The 25,196-nt window shown below is 62.8% G+C and carries 24 protein-coding genes; 23 read left to right on the top strand and 1 reads right to left on the bottom strand.

Features of this window, described 5'->3' with window-relative positions:
- Window positions 1–5 precede the first annotated feature (5 nt).
- From DBV08_RS00720 to DBV08_RS00700, 5 genes are read left to right on the top strand one after another with little or no spacing between them, the layout of a single operon-like run.
- Window positions 6–1,409 (top strand): MATE family efflux transporter, encoded by a 1,404-nt coding sequence (locus DBV08_RS00720; RefSeq protein ID WP_260395217.1) that lies wholly within the window; start codon window positions 6–8, stop codon window positions 1,407–1,409.
- Complete coding sequence (locus tag DBV08_RS00715) at window positions 1,394–2,317, top strand: metallophosphoesterase (RefSeq protein WP_003942180.1); 924 nt, start codon at window positions 1,394–1,396, stop codon at window positions 2,315–2,317. The genes DBV08_RS00720 and DBV08_RS00715 overlap by 16 nt, the downstream gene beginning before the upstream one ends.
- A 13-nt stretch (window positions 2,318–2,330) precedes the next feature.
- Entirely contained in the window at window positions 2,331–2,990 is a 660-nt protein-coding gene (locus tag DBV08_RS00710) for a 4'-phosphopantetheinyl transferase (protein ID WP_124566243.1), read from the top strand.
- Between the two features lie 24 nt (window positions 2,991–3,014).
- Window positions 3,015–3,935 (top strand): tRNA pseudouridine(55) synthase TruB, encoded by a 921-nt coding sequence (gene truB, locus DBV08_RS00705; protein WP_095970652.1) that lies wholly within the window; start codon window positions 3,015–3,017, stop codon window positions 3,933–3,935.
- A complete protein-coding gene (locus tag DBV08_RS00700) occupies window positions 3,932–4,408 on the top strand; it encodes a GNAT family N-acetyltransferase (RefSeq protein ID WP_124566242.1) in 477 nt (158 codons plus the stop codon). The genes truB and DBV08_RS00700 overlap by 4 nt, the downstream gene beginning before the upstream one ends.
- Window positions 4,409–4,418: 10 nt before the next feature.
- Here DBV08_RS00700 and DBV08_RS00695 read toward each other — a convergent pair whose 3' ends face one another.
- Entirely contained in the window at window positions 4,419–5,165 is a 747-nt protein-coding gene (locus DBV08_RS00695; protein WP_095970650.1) for a metal-dependent transcriptional regulator, read from the bottom strand.
- Between the two features lie 117 nt (window positions 5,166–5,282).
- Here DBV08_RS00695 and DBV08_RS00690 point away from each other — a divergent pair, with 117 nt between their 5' ends.
- From DBV08_RS00690 to hypF, 18 genes are all read left to right on the top strand, one after another.
- Window positions 5,283–6,263, top strand: a complete 981-nt coding sequence (locus tag DBV08_RS00690) for a bifunctional riboflavin kinase/FAD synthetase (protein WP_095970749.1) — start codon at window positions 5,283–5,285, stop codon at window positions 6,261–6,263.
- Between the two features lie 227 nt (window positions 6,264–6,490).
- Window positions 6,491–6,760, top strand: coding sequence for a 30S ribosomal protein S15 (rpsO, locus tag DBV08_RS00685; protein WP_007735061.1), 270 nt, complete (start codon window positions 6,491–6,493; stop codon window positions 6,758–6,760).
- Between the two features lie 430 nt (window positions 6,761–7,190).
- Window positions 7,191–9,461 (top strand): polyribonucleotide nucleotidyltransferase, encoded by a 2,271-nt coding sequence (locus DBV08_RS00680; RefSeq protein WP_003942275.1) that lies wholly within the window; start codon window positions 7,191–7,193, stop codon window positions 9,459–9,461.
- 134 nt (window positions 9,462–9,595) lie between these two features.
- A complete protein-coding gene (locus tag DBV08_RS00675) occupies window positions 9,596–10,954 on the top strand; it encodes a pitrilysin family protein (RefSeq protein WP_003942169.1) in 1,359 nt (452 codons plus the stop codon).
- A 28-nt stretch (window positions 10,955–10,982) separates the two neighbouring features.
- Window positions 10,983–12,095 carry an alcohol dehydrogenase catalytic domain-containing protein gene (locus tag DBV08_RS00670; RefSeq protein WP_185564386.1) on the top strand — a complete coding sequence of 371 codons (1,113 nt, stop codon included), beginning with the start codon at window positions 10,983–10,985 and terminating at the stop codon, window positions 12,093–12,095.
- Window positions 12,096–12,276: 181 nt separating this feature from the next.
- Complete coding sequence (locus tag DBV08_RS00665; RefSeq protein ID WP_124566240.1) at window positions 12,277–13,908, top strand: cutinase family protein; 1,632 nt, start codon at window positions 12,277–12,279, stop codon at window positions 13,906–13,908.
- Between the two features lie 158 nt (window positions 13,909–14,066).
- Complete coding sequence (gene hypA, locus DBV08_RS00660) at window positions 14,067–14,396, top strand: hydrogenase maturation nickel metallochaperone HypA (protein ID WP_095970748.1); 330 nt, start codon at window positions 14,067–14,069, stop codon at window positions 14,394–14,396.
- Between the two features lie 2 nt (window positions 14,397–14,398).
- Window positions 14,399–15,220, top strand: coding sequence for a hydrogenase nickel incorporation protein HypB (hypB, locus tag DBV08_RS00655; protein ID WP_124566239.1), 822 nt, complete (start codon window positions 14,399–14,401; stop codon window positions 15,218–15,220).
- A 191-nt stretch (window positions 15,221–15,411) separates the two neighbouring features.
- The gene (locus DBV08_RS00650; protein WP_235172061.1) at window positions 15,412–16,521 is read left to right on the top strand and encodes a hydrogenase expression protein HypE; all 1,110 of its coding nucleotides are present in this window, start codon (window positions 15,412–15,414) and stop codon (window positions 16,519–16,521) included.
- Between the two features lie 54 nt (window positions 16,522–16,575).
- Complete coding sequence (locus DBV08_RS00645; protein ID WP_124566238.1) at window positions 16,576–18,369, top strand: nickel-dependent hydrogenase large subunit; 1,794 nt, start codon at window positions 16,576–16,578, stop codon at window positions 18,367–18,369.
- A gap of 3 nt (window positions 18,370–18,372) precedes the next feature.
- Window positions 18,373–19,275, top strand: a complete 903-nt coding sequence (locus DBV08_RS00640; protein ID WP_095970644.1) for a NifU family protein — start codon at window positions 18,373–18,375, stop codon at window positions 19,273–19,275.
- Window positions 19,276–19,311: 36 nt separating this feature from the next.
- Window positions 19,312–19,932, top strand: coding sequence for a DUF5947 family protein (locus DBV08_RS00635; protein ID WP_185564384.1), 621 nt, complete (start codon window positions 19,312–19,314; stop codon window positions 19,930–19,932).
- On the top strand, window positions 19,929–20,567 hold the full coding sequence (locus tag DBV08_RS00630; protein WP_124566237.1) for a DUF6084 family protein: 639 nt from the start codon (window positions 19,929–19,931) through the stop codon (window positions 20,565–20,567). Before DBV08_RS00635 ends, DBV08_RS00630 begins: the two co-directional genes overlap by 4 nt.
- On the top strand, window positions 20,564–21,928 hold the full coding sequence (locus DBV08_RS00625; RefSeq protein WP_124566236.1) for a hypothetical protein: 1,365 nt from the start codon (window positions 20,564–20,566) through the stop codon (window positions 21,926–21,928). The genes DBV08_RS00630 and DBV08_RS00625 overlap by 4 nt, the downstream gene beginning before the upstream one ends.
- A gap of 64 nt (window positions 21,929–21,992) precedes the next feature.
- The gene (locus tag DBV08_RS33205) at window positions 21,993–22,112 is read left to right on the top strand and encodes a DUF6893 family small protein (RefSeq protein ID WP_003942178.1); all 120 of its coding nucleotides are present in this window, start codon (window positions 21,993–21,995) and stop codon (window positions 22,110–22,112) included.
- A 6-nt stretch (window positions 22,113–22,118) separates the two neighbouring features.
- Window positions 22,119–22,613 (top strand): hydrogenase maturation protease, encoded by a 495-nt coding sequence (locus tag DBV08_RS00620; RefSeq protein WP_095970640.1) that lies wholly within the window; start codon window positions 22,119–22,121, stop codon window positions 22,611–22,613.
- A gap of 3 nt (window positions 22,614–22,616) precedes the next feature.
- Window positions 22,617–22,901 (top strand): HypC/HybG/HupF family hydrogenase formation chaperone, encoded by a 285-nt coding sequence (locus tag DBV08_RS00615; RefSeq protein ID WP_095970639.1) that lies wholly within the window; start codon window positions 22,617–22,619, stop codon window positions 22,899–22,901.
- A complete protein-coding gene (gene hypF / locus DBV08_RS00610) occupies window positions 22,898–25,186 on the top strand; it encodes a carbamoyltransferase HypF (RefSeq protein WP_124566235.1) in 2,289 nt (762 codons plus the stop codon). Before DBV08_RS00615 ends, hypF begins: the two co-directional genes overlap by 4 nt.
- Window positions 25,187–25,196 lie beyond the last annotated feature (10 nt).

Below are 25,196 nucleotides of genomic sequence, written 5' to 3'. Positions count from 1 at the left end.
CGGCATTGAGCGAATCTGACGCCACCTCGGCGAGATCTTCGGCAGCTGAGTTCGACGTCACTGGACGACGAATCTTTTCCCTGGCGTTTCCGGCACTCGGGGTGCTGGCGGCTGAACCCCTCTATCTGTTGTTCGACATCGCCGTGGTCGGCCGACTCGGGGCGCTTCCGCTGGCCGGGTTGGCGGTCGGTGGTCTGATCCTGTCGTTGGTGAGTACGCAGCTGACCTTCTTGTCGTACGGCACGACGGCGCGCGCCGCGCGGCTGCACGGAGCGGGCCGCGAGCGCGACGCGGTGGGCGAGGGCGTTCAGGCGACCTGGCTGGCAGCCGCGATCGGCTTGGCCTTGGTAGTGATCGTGCAGGTGATCGCGGGCCCGTTGACGTCGGCGGTGGCCGGTACTCCCGACATCGCCGCGGCTGCGGAAAGTTGGCTTCGGATAGCGGTATTGGGTGTTCCGCTCATCCTGGTAGCCCTGGCCGGAAACGGCTGGATGCGCGGCGTTCAGAACACGGTGCGACCGCTGCGGTTCGTCCTTGTCGGCCTGGGTATTTCTGCGGTGTTGTGCCCGATTCTGGTGCACGGATTGCTCGGTGCTCCCCGAATGGAACTCGAAGGATCGGCTGTCGCGAATCTGGTGGGCCAGAGTGTTTCGGGTGTTCTGTTCGCCTGGGCGCTCTTTCGTGAACCGGTCTCGGCTCGACCACATTTTGCGATCATGCGGGCGCAGATGCTGATGGGCCGTGACCTGATTCTGCGCAGCCTCGCGTTCCAAGCTTGTTTCGTCTCGGCGGCCGCGGTGGCGTCGAGGTTCGGTGCAGCTGTCGTCGGTGCACATCAAGTTGTCCTCCAACTGTGGAACCTGGTTTCGCTCCTTCTCGATTCCTTGGCGATCGCAGCTCAGACGCTCATCGGAGCAGCACTCGGCGGTGGGTACGCAGTCGCGGCGAAGAGGATGACCTGGCGGATCACCGCGTGGTCGACGGTTTTCGCCGTGGTGCTCGCGATCTTCTTCGCTGCCGGTCACTCCGTGATCCCCGGTCTCTTCACGTCCGACGCCGAGGTGCTCGGTCAAATGTCGATCGCGTGGTGGTTCTTCGTCGCGATCATGCCGGTCGCGGGAATTGTGTTCGCCCTCGACGGTGTTCTGCTCGGTGCCGGCGACGTGGTGTTCCTACGCAACGCGACCATGCTCTGCGCAGTTCTCGGGTTTCTGCCCGCGATCTGGCTCTCCCTCGCCTACGACTGGGGGCTGGCCGGAATTTGGGCAGGGCTTACCGTGTTCGTAGTACTTCGGATGGTCGCGGTGTCGTGGCGAGCGTTTTCCGGCAAGTGGGCCGTGACAGGTCCGGCGACGGCGAGGCGCGGAAGTTCAACTGAGGAAGCAGAGGGATTGTGGCAGCAAAGTTGATGGCGGTGAGCGACATTCACGTCGGTCACAACGGCAACAAGCCGATGACGGAAGAGCTGTTTCCGGATTCGCCTGACGACTGGCTCATCCTCGCCGGTGACGTCTCGGAGAAGACGGACGACATCCGGTGGGCTTTGAAGCTCCTGCGAAGCAGATTCGCAAAAGTCATCTGGATTCCGGGGAACCATGAACTGTGGACGACCGCCAAGGACCCGGTTCAGATTCACGGAGCGCCGCGGTACGAGTACCTGGTTAACATGTGCCGCGAACTCGACGTCATCACACCCGAGGACCCGTTTCCGGTGTGGGAGGGAGACGAGGGTCCGGTCACGGTCGTCCCGATGTTCCTTCTCTACGACTACTCCTTCCTGCCGGAAGGTGCGCGGGACAAGGAACACGGGCTCGAGATCGCGCGGGACAAGAACGTCGTCGCCACCGACGAGTTCCTACTTTCACCTCAGCCGTATGCGACGCGCGACGCGTGGTGCCGCGCGAGGATCGAGTACACCCAGGCACGGCTGGACGCACTTCCCGAAGGCACGAAAACCGTTCTCGTGAACCATTTCCCGATGGTCCGGCAGCCGACTGACGTGCTCATGTATCCGGAGTTCGCATTGTGGTGCGGAACCACCGCGACCGCCGACTGGCACGTCAAGTACAACGCGGTGTGCTCGGTGTACGGGCACCTGCACATTCCTCGAACCACCTACTACGACGGCGTCCGCTTCGAGGAAGTTTCACTCGGATACCCGCGTGAATGGCGTCGGCGCGGACTGCCGGAGAAGCTGTTACGTCAGATTCTTCCCGTTCCGGAGTACCCGCCGGGAACGCTCAACAAGTGGGGTGGTCACTTCAAGGTCACGCCGGAGCAGGAAGCCGAAGTCGAGCGCATGCGCGCCGGACGCTGAGAGGTATCGCTACGTGATCGAACAGATTCTTCCCGGTGGAGTTGCGACGGCCGAGGCCTTCGTCGATCCGCCCGGTCTGGTTCCGCACCCCAGCGAGGAGGCGTTGATCGGCCGTGCCGTCGAGAAGCGTCGTCGCGAATTCGTGACTACTCGGCATCTCGCGCGTCAGGCGATGGGCAAGCTCGGTGTTCCGTCTGCCGCAGTCATGCGCGGCGAGCGTGGCGCCCCGCTGTGGCCGCAGGGAGTGGTCGGGAGCCTCGCGCATTGCGACGGCTACCGCGGCGCTGTGCTGGCGTACTCCATGCAGGTCCGCTCACTCGGGATCGACGCCGAACCGCACGGTCCACTGCCGGACGGGGTATTGCCCGCGGTCAGCATCGAAGCGGAACGAACGTGGCTGGGCGCTCAGGCAACCGGCGGTCCGGTGCACTGGGATCGAGTGCTCTTCTGCGCGAAGGAAGCCACCTACAAGGCGTGGTTCCCGCTCACCGGCCGCTGGTTGGGGTTCGAGGACGCCCACATCACCTTCGAGGCGGAGTCGGAAACTTCGGGGACCTTCACTTCGCGTCTGCTCGTCCCCGGTGAGGCGACGTACGGTCCGCCGCTGACCTCTTTCGACGGCAGGTGGTTGGTGTCGGACGGGCTCATCCTGACGGCAATTTCGGTGCAGTGAGCGCGACTGGCAGAATCGACACACGTGTCAGCTCGTGAAAAGCCTTCCTCCGGTCTTGTCGGCGCCGGAATCCTGATCGTCGACAAAGAGGCGGGTATCACCAGCCACGACGTGGTCGCGCGATGCCGCAAGTTGTTGAACACCCGCAAGGTGGGACACGCCGGAACGCTCGATCCCATGGCGACCGGTGTTCTCGTTCTCGGCGTCGAGCGTGCGACCAAGTTACTCGGTCTCCTGGCACTGACCACCAAGGCGTACTCGGCGACCATTCGACTCGGCGCAGCGACGGATACGGACGACGCCGAGGGCGAGGTCCTGACATCTGCAGATGCCTCGGGGGTGACGGACGAGGAGATCGCCGCGATCGTGGCGACGTTGACCGGAGACATCAAGCAGATCCCGGCAAGCGTGAGCGCCATCAAAGTCGACGGTCAGCGCGCGCATGCTCTGGTGCGCGCGGGAGAAACCGTCGAGTTGGCGCCGCGCCCGGTGACGGTGTCGACTTTCGACGTTCTGGCTCGGCGAGATGTCCCGGGAGGCTTCGTCGATCTGGATGTCGAGGTGGAATGCTCGTCCGGAACGTACATCCGTTCGCTGGCGCGCGATCTCGGTCGTGAGTTGGGCGTCGGTGGTCATTTGACGGCATTGCGCCGCACTCGCGTCGGGCCGTTCACTCTCGAACACGCGCGCACGCTCGAAGATCTCGCAGAGCAGCCGGGTGTGAGCCTCGACATCGATCAGGCCGCGCAGACGGCCTTTCCACATCGACAAATCACGGCGGAGGAAGCCGAGGCGATCAGTCAGGGTCGTTGGCTCGAACCGATCGGGATGAAGGGGATCTGTGCGGCCATCGATCCCACGGGTCACACGATCGCGCTCTTGCAGGAGAAGGGGCGACGCGCCAGTTCGGTGATGGTCGTGCGGCCGGCGACGCTACGCGGATGATCGTCCGCGAGCGTGTCGAAAGCGACCTCGGCGGTTGCATCGATGCGCTGGCGCAGGTTCACGAGCGCGACGGGTATCCGGACACATGGCCGCAGATCCCACGACGTTGGCTCAGTTCGCCAACTCAGGTGAAGGCGTGGGTCGGTGAGAGTCACGGCCGTGTTGTCGGCCATGTCGCCCTCGACAGCTCGCTCGGAAGTGCGCCCACGACTGCGGGCACGATAGCCGTGTCGCGACTGTTCGTTCATCCCGGTTCACGCGGAAGCGGCCTCAGCGGTGCGCTACTCGACGCCGTGACGGATTTTGCCGTCGACCGTCGGTTGGGGCTGGTGCTCGACGTCGTCACCGACGCTCTTCCGGCGATCGCGCTGTACGAGCGTCGAGGCTGGGTGTACGTCGACGAGAGACTTGCCGACTGGACGCGGGCAGACGGCGTCCGGCCCGTGGAACGACGGTACCGGCTGCCGCTCTGAACTACTGTGGCTACACGAGCCAAATTGCTTGAGCGACTGGGCTTCCCAGGTCGATGGTGTTGGGGCTGTCGCCGAGTCGAACGGACACGGTCCCGGCGAAATCGCGGCGCTCCTCGACAGTGATCTCGACATCGAGACTGACACCGACGGAATCGAAGTACCGGAGCATTTCGGGATCGGAATCGGAGATCCGGGCAACGCGGCCCCGTTCGCCGTTGGCGAAGTCGCTGAGCTGGCGGGCCGGGGGAGTCGGTACCGAACCATCCGTGGCGGGAATGGGGTCCCCGTGCGGGTCTCGTTCGGGGAAGCCGAGTTTGGCGTCCATCCGGGAGATCATCAAATCCGAAACGGCATGTTCGAGGACTTCGGCTTCGTCGTGGACCTCGTCCCAGCCGTACCCGAGTTCCTGAACCAGATAGGTCTCGATCAACCGGTGGCGCCGGACCATGGACACAGCCGCGGCGCGGCCACTGTCCGTCAGCGCGATGGAGCCGTAGCGGGCGTGATCGACCAGACCCTGGTCCGAGAGTTTGCGGATCGCCTCCGACACCGTCGAGGCCGAGACGTTCATCTTCTCGGACAGGAGCTTGGTGGATACCCGCTCGTGAGACCACTCCTGGATCGTCCAGATGACCTTGAGGTAGTCCTGAGCCACCGACGAGAGTGCGAGCGTGTCGATTGCCGCGTCGTGCGCCGAAGTGCTGTCGCCATCCGGCGTCGATGATGCTTCCGAGGTTCCGGTCTTGTGAGCTGCCACAACGCTTAGCTTAGGCTACGAAATCCGGAACTTCCGTACGTGAGCGGCAGCACAGCGGTGATTCGATGGGCGGGTCCCGACGTGACCCGCCGCCAGTGGACCCGTAGGCTGCCAATCGTGCTGAGATGGCGTGGTCTCGACGAAGTTCCGGCCGATTGGGGTCGTTGTGTGCTCACTATCGGTGTGTTCGACGGTGTGCATCGTGGGCATGCCCAATTGATAGCGAGAGCGGTAACCGCTGCCCGCAAACGCGGTGTTCCGAGCGTGTTGATGACGTTCGACCCGCATCCCATGGAGGTTGTGCGGCCGGGTAGTCATCCGGCCCAGTTGACGACGCTCCAACGGCGTGCAGAACTGGCTCAGGATCTGGGCATCGACGTGTTCTGCGTGATGCCGTTCACCGCTGATTTCATGAAGCTGACGCCGGAGCGCTACGTCCACGAAATTCTCGTCGAACGTCTGCATGTCGCCGAGGTGGTGGTGGGGGACAACTTCACCTTCGGAAAGAAGGCTCTCGGCAACGTCGATCTTCTCCGTGAGATGGGCGCTCGCTTCGGCTTCGCCGTCGACGGCGTCCAGCTGCTCGCCGAGCATGCGGTGACGTTCTCGTCGACCTACATCCGCTCGTGCGTCGACGCAGGTGACATGGAAGCGGCTACCGAAGCTCTCGGCCGTCCACATCGTGTCGAAGGTGTAGTCGTGCACGGTGACAAGCGCGGACGTGAGTTGGGATTCCCGACGGCCAACGTTGCGCCGCCGATGTTTTCGGCCATTCCGGCGGACGGTGTGTACGCAGCGTGGTTCACGGTGCTCGGTGCCGGCGAGGAACTCGGAACTGTCGTTCCCGGACGTCGATACCAAGCCGCCGTGTCTGTCGGTACCAATCCGACCTTCTCCGGACGGACCCGGACCGTCGAGGCTTACGTTCTCGACACCGAAGCCGACCTGTACGGCCAACACGTCGCGGTAGACCTCGTTTCGAGGATTCGCGGGATGGAAAAGTTCGACTCGATCGAGTCGCTCATCGCGGCGATGAACCGGGATGTCGACCGCGCACGCGAAATCCTGAGCGAGGATGCAGAGCGCAGCGTTGGTTGAGCGCAGAGCGCAGCGTTGGTTGAGCGTGTAACCCAGCGTTGGTTGAGCGCAGAGCGCAGTGTTGGCTGAGTTCGTCCTGCTCTAGTGGCGGCGGCCACATTCGCTGCAGGCGGGCGAAAGTGCCTCATTGCTGCTGGTAGGATCTTCTCTCGGCGCGTGCTGCGGTTTGCGGTGGCCGCGCCCGATCTAGTTCCTTTCACGCAAACGTCATCACAGGAGTGAATCAAGTGGCATTGACCACGGAAGAAAAGAAGGCCGTTCTCGGCGAGTACGGCTTGCACGAGACCGACACGGGATCGCCTGAAGCTCAGGTGGCAATGCTCACCAAGCGCATCACCGATCTCACCGAGCACCTCAAGACCCACAAGCATGACCACCACTCACGACGTGGACTGCTCTTGATGGTCGGTCGTCGTCGTCGTCTGCTGAAGTACGTGGCAAAGACTGACGTCGCTCGCTACCGCACGCTCATCGAGCGTCTCGGCCTGCGTCGCTAGATTTTTCTCACGACGCTGATCGAAAGCAACACGGCAGGCTTCGGTTTGCCGAACACTCCGATAGCCGGCGAAGCCACGCATATACTGGGCTTCGCTGGCTTTCGGCGTTAGCTGCCGCAAGGCAGTTTCCGCTGTCGGCGCTATGCACAGTTGTCTTTGTGCAGTGCGCAGTCAGCACACCGTATGCACCAGAGAACGTGGTGTCGGTTGTCGGTAGTGGTTCTCCGGACCGGGCGAGTGCCCGAAAGCTCCGGCGGACTTCGATCGACGGCCGCCCGAACGTCGTGACGTCCCGAAGCAGAAATCGCTCGCATCGCAAGGAGCGTCTGCAATTCAAGAGGGGGACGTCCCTCGGTGCGCAGTTTCCACCAGGAGGGTGGAAACGCCCGCGCGGGTACGGCGAAGACGAGAGGGAAGTGAAGAGAAAAGAATGACAGAGAATTCCGTAGTAGAGGTCGACGAAGGCGTGTTCGAATCCACCGCCGTGATCGACAACGGGTCCTTCGGTACCCGCACCATCCGTTTCGAGACCGGACGCCTTGCTCAGCAGGCCGCCGGCGCCGTCGTCGCTTACCTGGACGACGAGACCATGCTGCTGTCCGCCACGAGCGCCAGCAAGCACCCCAAGGAGCACTTCGACTTCTTCCCCCTGACGGTGGACGTCGAAGAGCGTATGTACGCGGCGGGCCGCATCCCCGGCTCGTTCTTCCGTCGTGAGGGACGCCCCTCCACCGACGCGATCCTGACCTGCCGCCTCATCGACCGGCCGCTGCGCCCGTCGTTCGTCGACGGTCTCCGTAACGAGATCCAGGTCGTCGTCACGGTCATGAGCCTCAACCCGCAGGATCTGTACGACGTCGTGGCTATCAACGCCGCTTCCGCGTCGACGCAGATCGCGGGCCTGCCGTTCTCCGGACCCGTCGGTGGCGTGCGCGTTGCACTCATCGTCTCGGACGAGAACAAGACCGGCCAGTGGGTTGCATTCCCGACGGTCGATCAGCTCGAGAACGCCGTCTTCGACATGGTCGTCGCCGGCCGCGTCGTCTCCGGTAGCGGCGACAACGCCGACGTCGCGATCATGATGGTCGAGGCCGAGGCCACCGACAACGTCATCGCGAAGATCGCCGACGGCGCTCAGGCACCGACCGAGGCCATCGTCGCCGAGGGCCTCGAGGCCGCCAAGCCGTTCATCGCACGCCTGTGTGCCGCACAGGCAGCGCTGGCATCCAAGGCTGCAAAGCCTACGGGTGACTACCCGGTCTTCCCGGCGTACCAGGACGACGTTTTTGCTGCCGTCGAGGCTGCTGCGTCCGAAAAGCTCAATGCCGCACTGACAATCGCCGGCAAGCAGGAACGCGACGACAAGACCGACGAGGTCAAGGTCGAGGTTCTCGAGCAGGTTGCACCGAACTTCGAGGGCCGCGAGAAGGAACTGGGAGCTGCGTTCCGCTCGCTCACCAAGAAGCTGGTTCGCCAGCGCATCCTGCGCGATCAGTTCCGCATCGACGGTCGCGGCGTCACGGACATCCGTTCGCTGTCCGCCGAGGTCGCGATCATCCCGCGCGCACACGGCTCCGCGCTGTTCGAGCGCGGCGAGACCCAGATCCTGGGTGTCACCACTCTCGACATGGTCAAGATGGCTCAGCAGGTCGACTCGCTCGGCCCCGAGACCACCAAGCGCTACATGCATCATTACAACTTCCCGCCGTACTCCACCGGTGAGACGGGTCGCGTCGGTTCGCCGAAGCGTCGCGAAATCGGTCACGGTGCACTTGCCGAGCGCGCTCTCATGCCGGTTCTGCCCAGCGTCGAAGAGTTCCCGTACGCGATTCGCCAGGTCTCCGAGGCTCTGAGCTCCAACGGTTCCACCTCGATGGGCTCGGTGTGTGCTTCCACGCTCGCACTGCTCAACGCCGGTGTGCCGCTGCGTGCTCCGGTTGCCGGTATCGCCATGGGCCTGGTCTCCGACCAGGTCGACGGTGAAACCCGCTACGTCGCTCTGACCGACATCCTCGGCGCCGAAGACGCCTTCGGTGACATGGACTTCAAGGTCGCAGGCACCAAGGACTTCGTCACGGCCCTGCAGCTGGACACGAAGCTCGACGGCATCCCGTCGCAGGTTCTCGCCGGTGCACTCTCGCAGGCGAAGGATGCACGGACCACGATCCTCGAGGTCATGGCGGAAGCCATCGACACCCCGGACGAGATGAGCCCGTTCGCTCCCCGCGTGACGGCCATCAAGGTCCCCGTCGACAAGATCGGTGAGGTCATCGGCCCCAAGGGCAAGATGATCAACTCCATCACCGAGCAGACCGGTGCCAACATCTCCATCGAAGACGACGGCACCGTGTTCGTCGGCGCCACCGATGGACCGTCTGCACAGGCCGCGATCGACATGATCAACGCCATTGCCAACCCGCAGCTCCCCAAGGTCGGCGAGCGGTTCCTGGGCACGGTCGTCAAGACCACCGCCTTCGGTGCCTTCGTTTCGCTCCTGCCGGGACGCGACGGACTGGTGCACATCTCGAAGCTGGGCAGCGGTAAGCGCATTGCCAAGGTCGAAGACGTGGTCAACGTCGGATCCAAGATCCGCGTCGAGATCGCCGACATCGATGCACGTGGCAAGATCTCGCTGATCCCGGTCGAAGAGGGCAACGACGAGGCTGCCGCTCCGGCCGCCGACGAGGCTGCTTCCGAGTAGATCTCACTTCGTACTCTGATGCGGCCCCGCGCGGATTTCCGTGCGGGGCCGCATCTGTACTGTCTGTAGACACGTAGACACGAGCCTGTACGTACCTGTTACAACACTTGCACCGAGGACTGCTGAACCTTTTCATGGCAAAGACCACTCCCAACACCACGCGCAGCCGCAGCGCTGTGCTGAAATCGCCGATCGATGCGACTCCCGAATCCGGAGTGCAGCGCACGGTCCTTCCCGGCGGCCTGCGCGTCGTCACCGAGTTCATTCCCGGTGTGCGTTCTGCCTCCGTCGGTGTGTGGGTCGGGGTCGGCTCCCGAGACGAGCAGCCGAGTGTGGCCGGGGCCGCGCACTTTCTCGAGCACCTGCTGTTCAAGTCGACGCCGTCACGGACTGCGTTGGACATCGCGCAGGTCATGGATGGTGTGGGCGGCGAACTCAATGCATTCACGTCGAAGGAACACACCTGTTTCTACGCGCACGTGATCGACGACGACCTTCCCATGGCGGTGGACCTCGTTGCCGACGTCGTACTGCGCGGGCGTTGCAGAACTGCGGACGTCGATGTCGAGCGCCAAGTAGTGCTCGAAGAGATCGCGATGCGCGACGACGATCCGGAGGATCTGCTCGGCGACGCGTTTCTGACCGCGTTGTTCGGTGATCATCCCGTCGGTCGTCCGATCATCGGCAGCGTCGAATCGATCGAGTCGATGTCGCGCAATCAGTTGCATTCCTTCCATGTTCGGCGTTACACGCCGCAGCGGATGGTGCTGGCCGTAGCGGGCAACGTCGACCACAAGCAGGTTGTGACGCTCGCTCGCCGCGCATTTGCCGGGCACCTCGAGCGTGGAGTCAAGCCGGCGCCGCGGCGCGAGGGCACGTTGCGATTGCGCACGATGCCTGAACTGAGCTTGACCCACCGTGACAGCGAGCAGGTCCATCTTGCGCTGGGAGTACGCGCCTTCGGCCGGCACGAGGGTCATCGCTGGGCGCTGTCGGTTCTCAACGCCGCAGTGGGCGGCGGGCTGAGTTCTCGTCTCTTCCAAGAGATTCGGGAGAAGCGTGGGCTTGCGTACTCCGTCTATTCCGGCGTCGACACCTTCGCGGACACCGGAGCGTTCTCCGTATACGCCGGTTGCCAGCCGGAGAACCTCGGTGAGGTTGCCACAGTGATCCGCGAGGTACTCGCAAACGTTGCGACGGACGGAATCACCGATGCCGAGATCGCCCGCGCCAAGGGATCGCTGCGCGGCGGATTGGTTCTGGCACTGGAAGATTCGGGCTCACGTATGAACCGTATCGGTCGCAGTGAACTGAACTACGGCAACCATCGCAGTGTCGCGCAGACGCTCGCGACCATCGACGCAGTCACCTCCGAAGAGGTGCTCGAGGTGGCGCAGGTGCTCTTGACGAGGCCGTTTGCGGCCGCCGTCGTCGGCCCGTACAAGCGGGTTCGTGACCTCCCCGCGTCGGTACGCGGGATCGTGGGTAAGTAGTTCGAACTATCGAAATCGGGGTGTGCAGTTGAAGATCCGTGGTGCAGTGCTCGAAGAGATCGGCCGGGAGCGTCCCTTTGCGGAGTCGGCTCCGATTTCGATTTCGGAACTCGATCTCGAATCCCCGGGTCCGGGTGAGATCCTCGTCAAGATCGAAGCTGCGGGGCTTTGTCACTCCGACCTGTCCGTCGTCGACGGGAATCGTGTACGACCCGTACCGATGTTGTTGGGGCACGAGGCAGCTGGTCGGATCCTCGAACTCGGCGAAGGAGTCGATTCACTGTCGGTCGGTACCCGCGTCGTGATGACGTTCCTTCCGCGGTGTGGTGAGTGCGCGGGATGCGCCGCCGACGGCCGGATGCCGTGCACGGTGGGTAGTGCCGCCAACAACGAGGGCAGTTTGCTCGGTGGCGCGCAACGATTGCGACGCTCCGGCGAGAACGTCAAACATCACCTCGGTGTTTCAGGTTTCGCGACGCATGCGGTGGTCAACGCCAAGTCGGTTGTTGCCGTCGACGACGACATCCCGGCCGAGATCGCAGCCGTACTCGGTTGCGCGGTGTTGACGGGAGGGGGAGCGCTGCTGAACGCGGCCAAGCCTCGCCCTGCCGACACGGTGATGGTGGTCGGCTTGGGCGGAGTCGGGATGGCTGCAATCCTGACGGCGCGCGCACTCGGGGTCGAGACCGTCATCGGCGTCGACGCACTGGAGTCGAAGTTGGCCCAGGCCCTGGAACTGGGCGCGACCGAGGTCTTCACACCGTCCGGACTGTCCGAGAGTGGCGTCCGTGCGGACATCGTCGTCGAGGCCGCCGGAAATGCTCGGGCCTTCGAGACTGCGGTGGCGGCGACGGCACCGGGCGGCACGACCGTCACAGTGGGGTTGCCTGCACCTGATGCGCGTTCGTCGATCTCGCCTCTCGGGTTGGTTGCCGAAGCGCGGACCATCATCGGCAGCTACCTCGGATCCGCGGTCTCGGCCCGCGACATCCCGATCTACGCGCAATTGTGGCGGGACGGGAAGCTTCCCGTCGAGAAGCTCATCTCCTCGCGAATCGAACTGGCCGACATTAATTCCGGCATGGACGAACTCGCCGACGGAAAAGAAATCCGACAGGTCATTATCTTCGACGCGGAGTAGGCGCACGTTGCTGTTATGCAGCGGAAATGAGAAGTTTGCGGCCCCGATAGCCTCCCGAGTCGCCGCGGAAAATCGTTACCCCTTGTAACGCTCCTCTCGTACTGGACGACTACTCGAATGACGTTGCGTGACGCCCCGGGGGTCGGTCGTACGTTTTCCAAAAGTTGATTGGGGAGAAGATATGCCGGTTCGTGGGTTCTTTTCGCGACATCGAATACTGGCGGGTGCTGTAGCGCCCGCAGCGCTCGGCGTGGCCGCGTTGGTGGCGGTCGCGGTCGCTGTGGATTCTCCGCAATCACAGACGATCGAGACCGAGTTGACCGCGTCTGTCACCGAGTGTCACGACACGGTCGGGATCGGTGTCGCCGGTCGCGGTGACACTCCGGTCGAGGGCACGACGAAGATGCTCGTTGGTGCCGATGGGAAGACGCTCCTCCCGGCGGCGCTCACAGACGACTACAGCAGCCACTGGGTGGACCCGGTACTCAAGGCGCCTGCCGGTTCGGTCAAGGACGGCTCGTACGCCTCGGTCTACATCGCGTACCCCGCAAACATGGACAGTTACGAAGAGGCCGTGACGACGGGCGCGGACAATACCCGCGCTGTGATGAAGGCAATCAGCGCGGCCTGCCCGAACACGAAGTTCTCGATTGTCGGCTACAGCGAGGGCGCTGACGTCGTGCGCCGCGTCGCGATGGACATCGGCTCGGAGGCGAGTACTTCCGGCATCAATCCGGACAACGTCGTCGGTGTGGTCATCTTCGCCGACGCTGGTCGACTCGCGGGCGAGGGGCCGTTCCCCGGTGCCGAGAACCCGTACTCGAACCCGAATGGTTTCAACGAGAAATATCAGAACGGAAAGAACACCGCTTCCGGATCCGGGGCACTTCCAGGCACCAGCGGAGATTTCGGGGCACTGAAAGGCAAGATTGCCTCGTTCTGCTCTGACGGCGACCTCACTTGCGCAGCCCCCGCGAACATTTCACTCCTGATCCTGGCGGCAAACGTCGGTCGGCAGCTCAACGTCGACCAGTTGCAAGCTCAGAATCTGACGCCCGCCACCGGCATGGATATCGCGGTCGTGATGGGACGTGTGATGTTCGATGCGTTCAACGACATCTCGGGCAATCCCGCCTGGATGCAGAGCGACGAAACCTTCCTCGATGTCTTGCTGAAGGTGTCCGACCCGGCATACAAGCCGAGCGAGCCCACCACCGAGCCAGTCGCAAAGGACTCGGTTTCCACTGAAGAAGTATCACCGTTGGCGTACCTGCCGCAGAAGCTGTTCAAGGAAATCGTCGGCCTCATCGCCACGAACCAGAACACCATCCCCGTCGTCATGAACGATCCGTACGGCCTGACCCTGGGCCCGGACGTCGGTCACCACTTCGACTACTGGCGTGATTCGGATGCCGCAAACGGCAAGCCCCTGACATCAGCGGAATACGCTGCGGCGTGGCTGACCTATCTCGCCAAGCAGGCGCAGGACGGCAAGCCGGTCGATTCGTCGGCGAAGCCGACCGCAGAAGAGATGGCGGATGCAATCGATGCCTTGGCTGCTTCGCCTTCGGTTACGGACTCGGCCAAGCCCACCACAACCACGGTCGCAGCGGTGCAACCCGCACCCGCAGGGTCGGAATCTGTAGCACCGGCACCCGCGGCTCCTACGACGTCAGCCGTTGCTCCGGCCGCGACGCCGAGTGTGACTTCAACCGTGACGCCGTCGACTTCAGTCGAGTCGAGTGCACCGCCCGCCGCTACCACGACAACGGCAACATCAACAACAACGACGACACAAGCTGCAGCCGGCTAGCCGAGAGGTTTCCGTTCGTCACACGAATAACGCTGTCACAGGCTGCGATCCGCAATCAGATGCGGATCGCAGCCTGTTTTGGTGTACGGGTTCCGTACGGCGACTGGTGGTGCTTATCGTGGAAGGAAGGTTTCCGGATCACGAATCGTGGGTTCACCGTGCACGAGCTGTCTATTGCGCAGAGTGTGGTCGAAGCCGTGTGTGAGCGTGCCGGCGAGCGACGAGTATCGAGCGTGCGGCTGGAAGTCGGACAACTCTGCGCGGTGGTTCCACACTCTCTGTTGTTCTGCTTCGACGTCGTCACTGCGGGTACTCACGCCGAAGGTGCCAGCTTGCACATCGATCAGATTGCAACGAGCGCGCGATGCAAAAGCTGTGGCGTGACGTTCTCGCCGCCCGACATGTTCTTGTTGTGTGGGTGCGGCAGTGCTGATGTCGAGGTGCTTGCCGGCCGCGAGTTGCGGATCCTGTCGATGGAAGTGAGCTGAGCATGTGCGCGACGTGTGGGTGCGGGGACACCGCGGGACCGCGGGTGTCGGTGGTCGAAGAGGGACAGGACGAGCAGGTAGACGGTCACGAGCAGGAACACGGTCACGGTCACGGGCACGGGCACGGGCATGACCATCAGCACGGTCACTCGGAGCACACTGTGCTTCTCGAGCAGCAGGTGCTTGCCAAGAACGACGGCATCGCACTGCACAATCGTGAGTGGATGCGGGTCCGCGGAATCACAGCACTCAACATCATGAGTTCGCCCGGCGCGGGTAAGACGACGTTGCTGGCACGAACGATCCGGGAACTGACACGGGAACGACCTATCGCAGTGATCGAAGGTGACCAGGAAACCCGGCTCGACGCCGAGCGGATTCACGAGACCGGTGCGTCGGTGGTCCAGGTGAACACCGGGGCCGGATGTCATCTCGATGCCGAGATGATCGATCACGCACTACGGGCTTTGGATCCGCCAGACGGCTCGCTGCTTCTGATCGAAAACGTCGGAAACCTGGTGTGCCCCGCGCTCTTCGACCTGGGCGAGGAAGGCAAGGTTGTCCTAATTTCGACGCCGGAGGGGGGCGACAAGCCGAAAAAGTACCCGCACATCTTTGCCGTCGCGGATCTCGTGGTGATCAACAAGATCGACTTGCTCCCGTACGTCGAGTTCGACGTCGATGCCTGCATCGCGCAAGCAAGAATGCTCAATCCTGCTGTGCGCGTATTTGTTCTGTCCGCCACGACAGGTGAGGGCATGGACGAGTGGTACGAGTGGATCGGTAGTCGTTCGGCGATTTCTCCGGTGGCCGTTGACAACTGATCTGCTCGGGTAGTTAATGAAATGAGTGGGTGCCACGCAAGTGGGCCGAGGTTCGACTCCGGTGGCGTCAGCGTTTCGGTGCCGCGGTGTTTCGAGACCACAGCGAGGCCACAGAGTTTTGAGGCCCTAGCGTGTCAGGCCGGTGGCGGCGCCGAGAATCAGGCGCAAGTGCACCCGTGAAAGCGGCTGACATGGACACACAAAAATCGACTGCTGGCACCACGGCGGAACCTGCCTCCGCTGTAACCCCCCAAAGCGCAGCAGCCAAAGCGGAAGAAACGCTGATTCACGTGCTGTGGATCAATGCCGGTCTCAGTTGCGACGGTGATTCGGTGGCACTGACTGCCGCTACGCAACCCAGTATCGAGGAGATCGCACTCGGTGCGTTGCCTGGCCTGCCTCAGGTAGCGGTCCATTGGCCGCTCATCGACTTCGAATGCGGACCGCAGGGTGGAGCCGACGATTTCCTGGAATGGTTCTGGAAAGCTGACCGGGGAGAATTGGAACCCTTCGTTCTCGTCGTCGAAGGATCTATACCGAACGAGAAACTCCACGACGAAGGGTACTGGTGTGGCTTCGGGAACAATCGCGAAACCGGCCAACCGGTCACCACGAGCGAGTGGCTCGACAAGCTGGCACCGAAAGCCACTGCGGTAGTCGCGGTCGGCACGTGCGCAACCTACGGCGGCATACATGCGATGGCCGGCAATCCGACCGGTGCTATGGGAGTGCCGGACTATCTCGGGTGGACCTGGAAATCGAAGGCGGGCATCCCGATCGTGTGCGTTCCCGGGTGTCCCATCCAGCCGGACAACCTCTCCGAGACCCTGACTTACCTTCTGTACATGGCCACTGATCAGGCGCCGATGATTCCCTTGGACGAATCCCTGCGCCCGCAGTGGCTTTTCGGTGCCACCGTTCACGAGGGCTGTGACCGTGGCGGGTACTACGAGCAGGGCGAGTTCGCGACGGAGTACGGGTCACCGAAGTGCATCGTCAAGCTGGGGTGTTGGGGACCGGTCGTGAAATGCAATGTCCCCAAACGCGGTTGGATCAACGGAGTCGGCGGATGTCCTAATGTCGGCGGGATCTGTATCGGTTGCACGATGCCGGGATTCCCGGACAAATTCATGCCGTTCATGGATGAACCACCTGGCGGCAAACTCTCCACCAATGCGGTGGGAATGTACGGGTCCGTGATCCACAGTCTGCGCCGGATCACCGGTCACACGTTGGACAAGGAACCGCACTGGCGCGAGCGCGGGTCGAAGTTGCTCACCGGTGCGACACGTACGTGGTGACCGACCGGATACATTCAAATCAGTTCGTGAGCAACGTCTCTGGGAGGCACTGCAATGACGGCCATCGTTCCCGAACCCACCTCGACTGCGGACCGCGACGGTCTTGTCGAGATGGCGTGGGACCCCATCACCCGAATCGTCGGCAGTCTGGGTATCTACACAAAGATCGACTTCGCCAATCGCGAAGTGGTGGAGTGCCACAGCACGTCGTCGATCTTTCGTGGGTATTCCCTGTTCATGAAGGGGAAGGACCCGCGCGACGCGCATTTCATCACCAGTCGTATCTGCGGCATCTGCGGTGACAACCACGCCACATGCTCGTGCTACGCACAGAACATGGCGTACGGTGTCAAGCCGCCGCATCTGGGAGAGTGGATCGTCAATCTCGGCGAGGCGGCCGAGTACATGTTCGACCACAACATTTTTCAAGAGAATCTGGTCGCGGTCGACTACTGCGAGAAGATGGTCTCCGAGACGAATCCAGGGGTGCTGGCGCAGGCGGAGAACACGCGCTGTCCGCACGAGGACCAGCATGGTTATCGCACGATCGCCGACATCATGCGGACTCTCAATCCGTTCACGGGCGAGTTCTATCGGGAGGCGTTGCAAGTCTCGCGTTCGACCCGTGAAATGTTCTGCCTGATGGAGGGCAGGCACGTCCACCCGTCGACGCTCTATCCCGGTGGCGTGGGCACGGTCGCGACGATCGAACTGATGACGGACTACCTGTCGCGGCTGATGCGGTACGTCGAATTCATGAAGAAGGTCGTGCCGATGCACGACGACCTGTTCGACTTCTTCTACGAGGCGCTGCCTGGTTACGAAAAGGTCGGTCTGCGACGGACCCTGCTGGGTTGTTGGGGATCGTTCCAAGACCCCGAGTACTGCAATTTCTCGTACAAGGACATGACCGACTGGGGCCGGAAGATGTTTGTCACTCCGGGCGTCGTCGTCGACGGGAAGTTGGTCACCACGGACCTGGTGGACATCAATCTCGGTATCCGAATCATGCTGGGCTCCTCGTATTACGAGGACTGGAGTGATCAGGAGATGTTCGTCGAAACCGATCCGCTGGGTAATCCGGTCGATCGCCGGCATCCGTGGAATCAACACACCAACCCACATCCGCAGAAGCGGAACCTCGAGGACAAGTACAGCTGGGTGATGTCACCGCGATGGTTCGACGGAAAAGACAACCTCGCTCTGGACACCGGCGGGGGAGCATTGGCTCGTCTGTGGAGCACCGCTCTTGCCGGCCTGGTCGACATCGGGTACCTCGAGTCGACTGGACACAGCGTGAAGATCAATCTTCCGAAGACAGCGTTGAAAGGTCCGGTCTCGCTCGAGTGGAAGATACCGGAACACGGCAGCAATACTCTCGAAAGAAACCGTGCGCGAACCTATTTCCAGGCGTACGCGGCCGCGGCTGCCCTTCATTTCGCCGAGAAGGCGCTTGTCGAGATCCGGGCCGGCCGGACCAAGACGTGGGAGTCGTTCGAGGTTCCGGACGAGGGTATCGGTTGCGGATTCACCGAAGCCGTCCGCGGAGTTCTCTCTCATCACATGGTGATACGTGACGGGAAGATCGCGAACTATCACCCGTACCCGCCGACTCCGTGGAACGCGAGCCCGCGCGACAGTTACGGAACTCCCGGTCCGTACGAGGACGCTGTGCAGGGTCAGCCGATCTTCGAGGAGAACGATCGAGACCACTTCAAGGGCATCGACATCATGCGGACGGTGCGTAGTTTCGATCCCTGCCTGCCGTGTGGGGTTCACATGTATCTCGGCGGTGGCAAGACCCTGGAGAAGCTGCACTCGCCGACGCAGTCCGTGACCGGGGAGTGATCGATGGAGCAAACGGCCGACTACTGGCGCGGAGCAGGTGAGCGCATCGAGACGTTGTTGCAGGCCAGTGCCGGTGCGGGACCGGTGGCTCGCGATCGCGCCGAGCAACTGGTGCGTGAGGTCGTGCAGTTGTACGGCGCAGCGCTCGAACGCACCGTCGCGCTGGCGGATCCGGCCACGATGGATGCGATGGTTCGCGACGATCTCGTGTCGAGCCTGCTACTCGTGCACGGACTTCACCCGCACGACGTCGAGACCCGCGTACGCGCTGCGCTCGACAGCGTGCGTCCGTACCTCGGTTCGCACGGCGGCGACGTCGAACTGATCGAGGTGGCGAACGGAGTCGTGCGGCTACGTCTGCTCGGAAGCTGCAACAGTTGTCCTTCGTCGTCGGTGACTCTCGAAACCGCGGTCCAGGACGCGGTGCAGGCTGCGGCACCCGAGACCACCGGAATCGACGTCGAAACACCGGACCCGCACGAGCTGAAGTCGGGTGTGATCTCGGTCGAGTCCCTGTTCTCGCACGTACACGCCGACGGGGGAGGTGCGCACTGGGTGGAGGTCCCCGAATTCGCCGAAGTCGACGCGGGTGAGGTCGCGGGCTTCCTGGTATCGGGTACCGAACTGTTGGTCTGCCGCTCCGGTGACGATCTGTACGCGTATCGCGACCGTTGTCCCGTCTGCGACCACTCGATGGCGGGGTCTGTGCTCGAACGCATGATGGGCGTTCCTGCCCGAGACGCCGCCGTTCTTACCTGTCCGACGTGCTCTGCCCACTTCAGCGTGTACGGAGCGGGAGCGAGGGTTGGTGGTGGTTCGGAGCACCTGGCGCCGCTGCCGGTGTTGATCCGCGACGGAGTTCTCTCGGTCGCGCTCGCCGACGATTCCGTGTTGCCGGTGACCTAGCCGTGAACGAAGACCGGTCATGAAAGTCACCCTGTCATGAAAACTACTGTGGGAGAAGTACTCACACGAATCGCCTCGGCGCGCGTCATGCCGACCGGGCCGCTGTGTGAGATGTGCGCGGCGGGCATAGGGGACGAACACCAACACGTCGTGGACGTACAGGTTCGGAGCCTGATGTGCGTGTGCCGTCCCTGCTATCTGCTCTTTTCGCCGGTCGACGCGGACCTTCGATACAAAGCGGTTCCCGATCGGTATCTCGAATTTCCGGACTTCGAGCTGGCGCCGGGCCGCTGGGAGTCTTTGGAAATCCCCGTCGGCCTCGCATTCTTCTTTCGAAACTCGCTCCTCGACAAGTACATAGTCTTCTATCCGGGACCAGCCGGAGCTACCGAATCCGAGCTGCCGATCGACTCCTTCGAGACAGTGCTCGACGAGAATCCGGGGATCTCGCAGATGCGGGCCGACGTCGAGGCGTTGATCGTCTCCGTGCCCACGTCAGGACAATCGCCGCGATGTTTCGTTGTTCCCGTCGACGCCTGTTACGAACTGGTGGGACGGCTGCGCACCGTGTGGCGCGGATTCGACGGTGGCCAGGATGCCGCGCGCGCAGTGGACGAATTCTTTGCTCGCGTCGAGGCACGAAGCAGGTCGGCATGACTTCTCTCGACTTCTCGGTCGACAACGTGGAGGTGGAACCGTACGCGGTCACGCCGAATCTGACGGTGAGATTGAGGATGTCGGAGACGACCGGCGTGACCGTTCGTGCGGTGGCCCTGCGCGCACAAGTTCGAATCGAACCGCACCGCCGGCCGTACTCCGATGCGGAAGGCGAAGCCCTGCACGATCTCTTCGGTCCGCGGGAGCGTTGGTCGAGCACGCTGCGCACCTTCTTGTGGATGGAGTGTTCCACGGTCGTTCAAGGATTCACGGGAGCAACGGTCGCGGCCTTACCCATGGCGTGTACGTACGACTTCTCGGTGACGGCGTCGAAGTACATGCATGGCCTCCGTGACGGAATCATTCCGATCGTGCTTTTGCTGAGCGGCACGGTATTCACTGACGGACCGCGTGGTTTCTCGGTGCAGCAGATCCCGTGGGACAGATCTGCTGCCTACGAATTGCCGGTCGACGTGTGGAAACTGCTGATGGCCACGCATTATCCGGCCTCCGGCTGGGTACGCCTCGACCATGAGACGATTGCCGATCTCGTGCGATTCAAGGCTGCCCACGGCCTCACGGACCTCGATTCAGCCGTGCGGCAGTTGTTGACGGCGAGCCAGGTGCAGCGATGACTCGAGCGGAGATCGATCACGACGTTCGGGCCGTGGCCGACGCTGTCCTCTACGAGGGCTACCTTCTCTATCCTTACCGGGCCGGTTCGGCGAAGAATCAATCCCGTTGGCAGTTCGGCGTTCTCGGACCGCCCGGCGCCGCCGAGGTCGGAGTCGGGGAGGAACCGTCGATGTCCGCGCAATGTCTGCTCGGCGAATTCGAGCGGAGCGGCGTCGAAGTGACTGCGACTGTGAGGTTTCTGCACCACCAGTCGCGGACGGTTGAACGACTCGGCGCCGGCGGCGCGTGGATTCCGGTCGATCGGTTGGTAGTCGACGGGCGCGAGTCGATCTCGTGGGACGAAGCGACCGAATCCGAGTCGGCATTGGGCCCGTGGGGTCTGGACGAACTCGAAGCCGGCGCCGAAGAAACCTTCTGTGCGGCGGGAGTTGTCGACGGCGAGACTCTCTCGGACTCTCGGGGCAGAGTGGTCGGACGGATCGTCCGGACACGGCTTCCGGTGAATGGTCGCGTGGCAGTGAGCGCCTCATCCGGAGGTGGACGCACGGTGATGTCCGTGAAGGTCATGAACACCACGAGCATCGACGCGAGGGACAAGGGCACCGCCACGGCGCAGTCGATGCTCGGCACTCACGTCATTCTGAACTCCACAGGCTCGAGATTCCTGTCGTTGTTCGAAGAACCCGATCATTCGGAGCCGCTGCGGCAAAATCGCTGTTATCCCGTGCTTGCGGGCATAGCGGACTCCACTCACCCTGGCACTTCGGCCACCGTTCTGGTGTCACCGATCATCCTGTACGACTTCCCCGAGATTGCGCCGCAGAGCGAAGGATCTCTGTTCGACTCGACCGAGATCGACGAAATACTCACCCTGAGAATCCTTGCCATGACCGACGAGGAAAAAGCGGTGGCGCGGGCTACCGATTCCAAAGCTGCCGACATCATCGACCGGTGTGAGCGCTTGACGGACGACGATCTGGCCGGCTTGCACGGTGTGCTGCGAGATCCGCATGCCGGTTCTGATCTCGTACCCGAGGTGCCTGACGGCGTGGACTGGTGGACCCCGGAAGCCGACACCAGTGTTCAACCGCGCACCGACGCAGTTTTGATCAACGGCGTCCGCGTTTGTGGTGGAAGTACAGTTCGGCTTCACCCCTCGCGTCGCGCTGATGCTCAGGACCTGTTCTTCGACGGCCGGATCGCCCACGTCGCCACCATTCATGAAGACGTGGACGGCGACATTCATGTTGGGGTGACACTCTTGGACGATCCGGCCGCCGATCTGCACAACTGGTACGGCCGCTACCTGTACTTCGCGCCGGACGAGATAGAGCCGGTGCCGCGAGACGGCGCGAGTTGACGTACTTCACGCTGTCGGACTTCACAGCTATCGGACTTCACAGCTATCGAGAGGAGAACTCGCCATGAGGAGCATGGGATTGCTGTCGACGGCACTTCTCGGCGCCACCGCGATCGCAGCCGCGATCGTCCTGGTGGTGTCGATGCCGGACATCCAGCGGTATCTGAGAATGCGAAAGATGTAAAGCGCTGTGCGCGTGCTGATTGCAGGCGTCGGAAACATATTTCTCGAAGACGACGGATTCGGTCCCGAAGTCGTTCGGGCGCTGCAGCACGAGGATCTCCCGTCGGGAACCCGCCTGGTCGACTACGGGATTCGCGGCGTGCATCTGGCGTACGACTTGTTGGAGCCGTGGGACGCACTGGTGTTGATCGACGCCCTACCGGCCACCGGGGTCCCGGGGAAGCTCTCGATCATCGAGGTGGACCCCGAAAGTGAAGGCCCGCACGGTGGTTTCGACGCCCACTCGATGCATCCGAGTTCGGTGTTCGCCAGCTTGCAGGCCCTCGGCGGAACACTTCCGCGGACGTTCGTGGTGGGGGCGCACGCGAAATCGATTGGTGACGGGATCGGATTGAGTGCGGAGATGAGCGGTTCGGTCGGGCAAGCCGCATCCGCGGTGATGGCACTCGTGAGGTCGATCGACGTGGATTGCGATGTCACCACATTGGGACCGGAGGTGTGAGTCATGTGTCTGGGAATCCCGGGACGAGTCCGCGAACTACTGGACGGGTACGGCGGTCAACTCGCCCTCGTCGACGTGGAAGGTGCTCCGCGCAAAGTCAACATCGGGATGCTCGACGAAGGCGCCGTCACCGCAGGGGACTGGGTGGTGATCCACATGGGCTTCGCAGTGGAAAAGGTCGACGAACAGGGAGCGCACCGTGCCCGGACCGGCCTCGAACTGATGGGCCGAGGTCAAGCCAGTGAGATCGACGACTCCGATACTCGTACGGGCGAGGTCGGGACATGATGATCGCCTGCCGTGTCATCGTTCGTGGCGTAGTCCAGGGGGTGGGATTCCGGCCGTTCGTTCATGCGACTGCCACCGAACTGGGACTGTCGGGTTCGGTGGGAAATTCTGCTCTCGGTGTCGTGATCGACATCGAAGGCGACAACAAGGCGATCGATGCATTTGTCGTTCGAATGCGACACAGCCCCCCACCGCTGGCACGAGTGGAGTCGATCGAGCGTGAGGACTTGCCGCCGGTAGGTCGTCAGGGGTTCTGCATAATCGAGACGGATGCGGGGTCGGTCGGGCGAACCTTGGCGCCGGCTGACGTCGGAATCTGCGACGACTGCCTCCGCGAACTGACTGATCCGAGCGATCGGCGATTTCGTCATCCCTTCATCACCTGCACCAATTGTGGTCCACGATTCACGATCATCGAGTCGCTGCCCTACGACCGGGCCGCCACGACGATGAAGCGATTCCCGTTATGCGCACACTGTGCGGCGGAGTACGCGGATCCCTCCGACCGCCGATTTCACGCGCAACCGATTGCCTGTCCGGAGTGCGGCCCGACGCTCTCGTTCGTGAAAGGGGACATGCCTGCGGTGACCGGCGAGGCTGCACTCCTGGCCGCCCGATCGCTGCTACGAGGCGGAAAGATTCTTGCTGTCAAGGGAATTGGCGGATTTCATCTGGCTTGTGATGCCCGCGACGATCACGCGGTTCACCAGTTACGTGAGCGCAAGCATCGAGCAAGCAAGCCGTTGGCGGTGATGGTGCGCGACATGCGCGAAGCCAGAGCGCAGGGTCTTGTCTGCGATGCCGAGGCCGGTGCCATGTCCTCACGCGAGCGCCCGATAGTGCTGGTGGCAAAAGCGTCTGGATTCGCTCTTTCGCCCTCGGTTGCCCCAGGAATCCCGGACATCGGAATCATGCTGGCCTACAATCCGATTCAGCATCTTCTTCTCGGCTTGCCCGGGGACGCTGCAGGCCCGGCGGTGTTGGTGATGACGTCGGCGAACATCGGTGGAGAGCCTATTCTGTTCTCCGACAGCGATCTCGCACGACTGGATTGTCTGGCCGACGGGGTCTTGACCCACAACCGTCCGATCTTGATGCCGTGTGACGACTCGGTGATGCGAATAGTGGACAGTGGACGGCAGTTGCTTCGTCGCTCGCGCGGATACGCACCGCTGCCCGTCGCCGCGCCGTTCGACTTACCGCCCACCTTGGCGGTCGGGGCCGACCTGAAGAACACCTTCTGTCTCGCCGAGGGTGCCTGTGTGTGGCCGAGCCAGCACATCGGAGACATGGGCGACCTCGCAGTCATCGACAGTTTTGCTGCCTCGGAGCGTCACTTCGAATCGATCACGGGAGTAGTGCCTCAGCAGATCGCCTGTGACGAACATCCGCGGTATCGCTCGTCCTCGTGGGCTCGAAGGCGTAGCGGCGACCGACCGGTGCGCGTCGTCGGGCATCACCATGCACATGTGGCTTCCGTGATGGGGGAGAACGGCCGGGACGGGAGCGAACCCGTACTCGGAATGGCGTTCGACGGCACCGGCTACGGGGCGGACGGCGCAGTGTGGGGAGGGGAATTGCTGCTGGCGACGTACAAGGGCTGTCGCAGGCTTGCGCATCTGGAATACGTACCGCTGCCCGGTGGTGATGCCGGAGTGGAACGACCGTACCGAATGGCGCTCGCTCACCTGTGGCACGCCGGGTTGGATTGGGACGTCGACCTCGCGCCGGTTGCGGCCTGTCCGCCCCGAGAGCGGTCGGTTCTACTTCACCAGTTGGAAACCGGTTTCGGGTGTGTGGACACCTCCAGCATGGGGCGGTTGTTCGACGCAGTCTCATCGCTGGCCGGGGTTCGACAGTGTGTCGACTACGAAGCGCAGGCCGCAATCGAGCTGGAGGGGATTTCGAGGGGAGTCGACAGCGCCGGTTCCCGGTACACCTTCGACTGGATGCAGTCGGACGAGGATTCGTGGACAGCCGATCCGCGGTCGGTCATTCGGGCTGTCGTCGGCGATCTCCGGGCGAAGGTGCCCGCCGACGTGATCGGCGCCCGTTTTCACGAATCAGTAGCGCACCTGGTGCTCGAGTGGGCAATTCGTGGTCGGAAAATGGCGGGAGTGGACGAGGTAGTACTCACCGGAGGTGTCTTCCAGAACCCTCTCCTGCTCGTCCGGGTGTGTGCCCTGCTCGGAGAAGCGGGATTCACGCCGTTGACAGGACTGGAGTTACCACCGAACGACGGCGGTCTCGCCTACGGCCAAGTGCTGGTCGGGAGTTCGTCATGAGGTCAGGAGT

The sequence above is a fragment of the Rhodococcus sp. KBW08 genome (assembly GCF_003852455.1).
Lineage (GTDB): Bacteria > Actinomycetota > Actinomycetes > Mycobacteriales > Mycobacteriaceae > Rhodococcus_F > Rhodococcus_F baikonurensis.
Note: the sequence above shows the minus strand (reverse complement) of the source record. Positions and strands in the feature narration are given on the sequence as shown.

Coding starts and splice junctions, on each gene's coding strand:
- DBV08_RS00700 (WP_124566242.1), top strand. CDS start 3,932: ATGATCGTCCGCGAGCGTGTCGAAAGCGACCTCGGCGGTTGCATCGAT.
- DBV08_RS00680 (WP_003942275.1), top strand. CDS start 7,191: ATGACAGAGAATTCCGTAGTAGAGGTCGACGAAGGCGTGTTCGAATCC.
- DBV08_RS00675 (WP_003942169.1), top strand. CDS start 9,596: ATGGCAAAGACCACTCCCAACACCACGCGCAGCCGCAGCGCTGTGCTG.
- DBV08_RS00665 (WP_124566240.1), top strand. CDS start 12,277: ATGCCGGTTCGTGGGTTCTTTTCGCGACATCGAATACTGGCGGGTGCT.
- hypB (WP_124566239.1), top strand. CDS start 14,399: ATGTGCGCGACGTGTGGGTGCGGGGACACCGCGGGACCGCGGGTGTCG.
- DBV08_RS00650 (WP_235172061.1), top strand. CDS start 15,412: ATGGACACACAAAAATCGACTGCTGGCACCACGGCGGAACCTGCCTCC.
- DBV08_RS00645 (WP_124566238.1), top strand. CDS start 16,576: ATGACGGCCATCGTTCCCGAACCCACCTCGACTGCGGACCGCGACGGT.
- DBV08_RS00640 (WP_095970644.1), top strand. CDS start 18,373: ATGGAGCAAACGGCCGACTACTGGCGCGGAGCAGGTGAGCGCATCGAG.
- DBV08_RS00635 (WP_185564384.1), top strand. CDS start 19,312: ATGAAAACTACTGTGGGAGAAGTACTCACACGAATCGCCTCGGCGCGC.
- DBV08_RS00630 (WP_124566237.1), top strand. CDS start 19,929: ATGACTTCTCTCGACTTCTCGGTCGACAACGTGGAGGTGGAACCGTAC.
- DBV08_RS00625 (WP_124566236.1), top strand. CDS start 20,564: ATGACTCGAGCGGAGATCGATCACGACGTTCGGGCCGTGGCCGACGCT.
- DBV08_RS33205 (WP_003942178.1), top strand. CDS start 21,993: ATGAGGAGCATGGGATTGCTGTCGACGGCACTTCTCGGCGCCACCGCG.
- DBV08_RS00615 (WP_095970639.1), top strand. CDS start 22,617: ATGTGTCTGGGAATCCCGGGACGAGTCCGCGAACTACTGGACGGGTAC.
- hypF (WP_124566235.1), top strand. CDS start 22,898: ATGATGATCGCCTGCCGTGTCATCGTTCGTGGCGTAGTCCAGGGGGTG.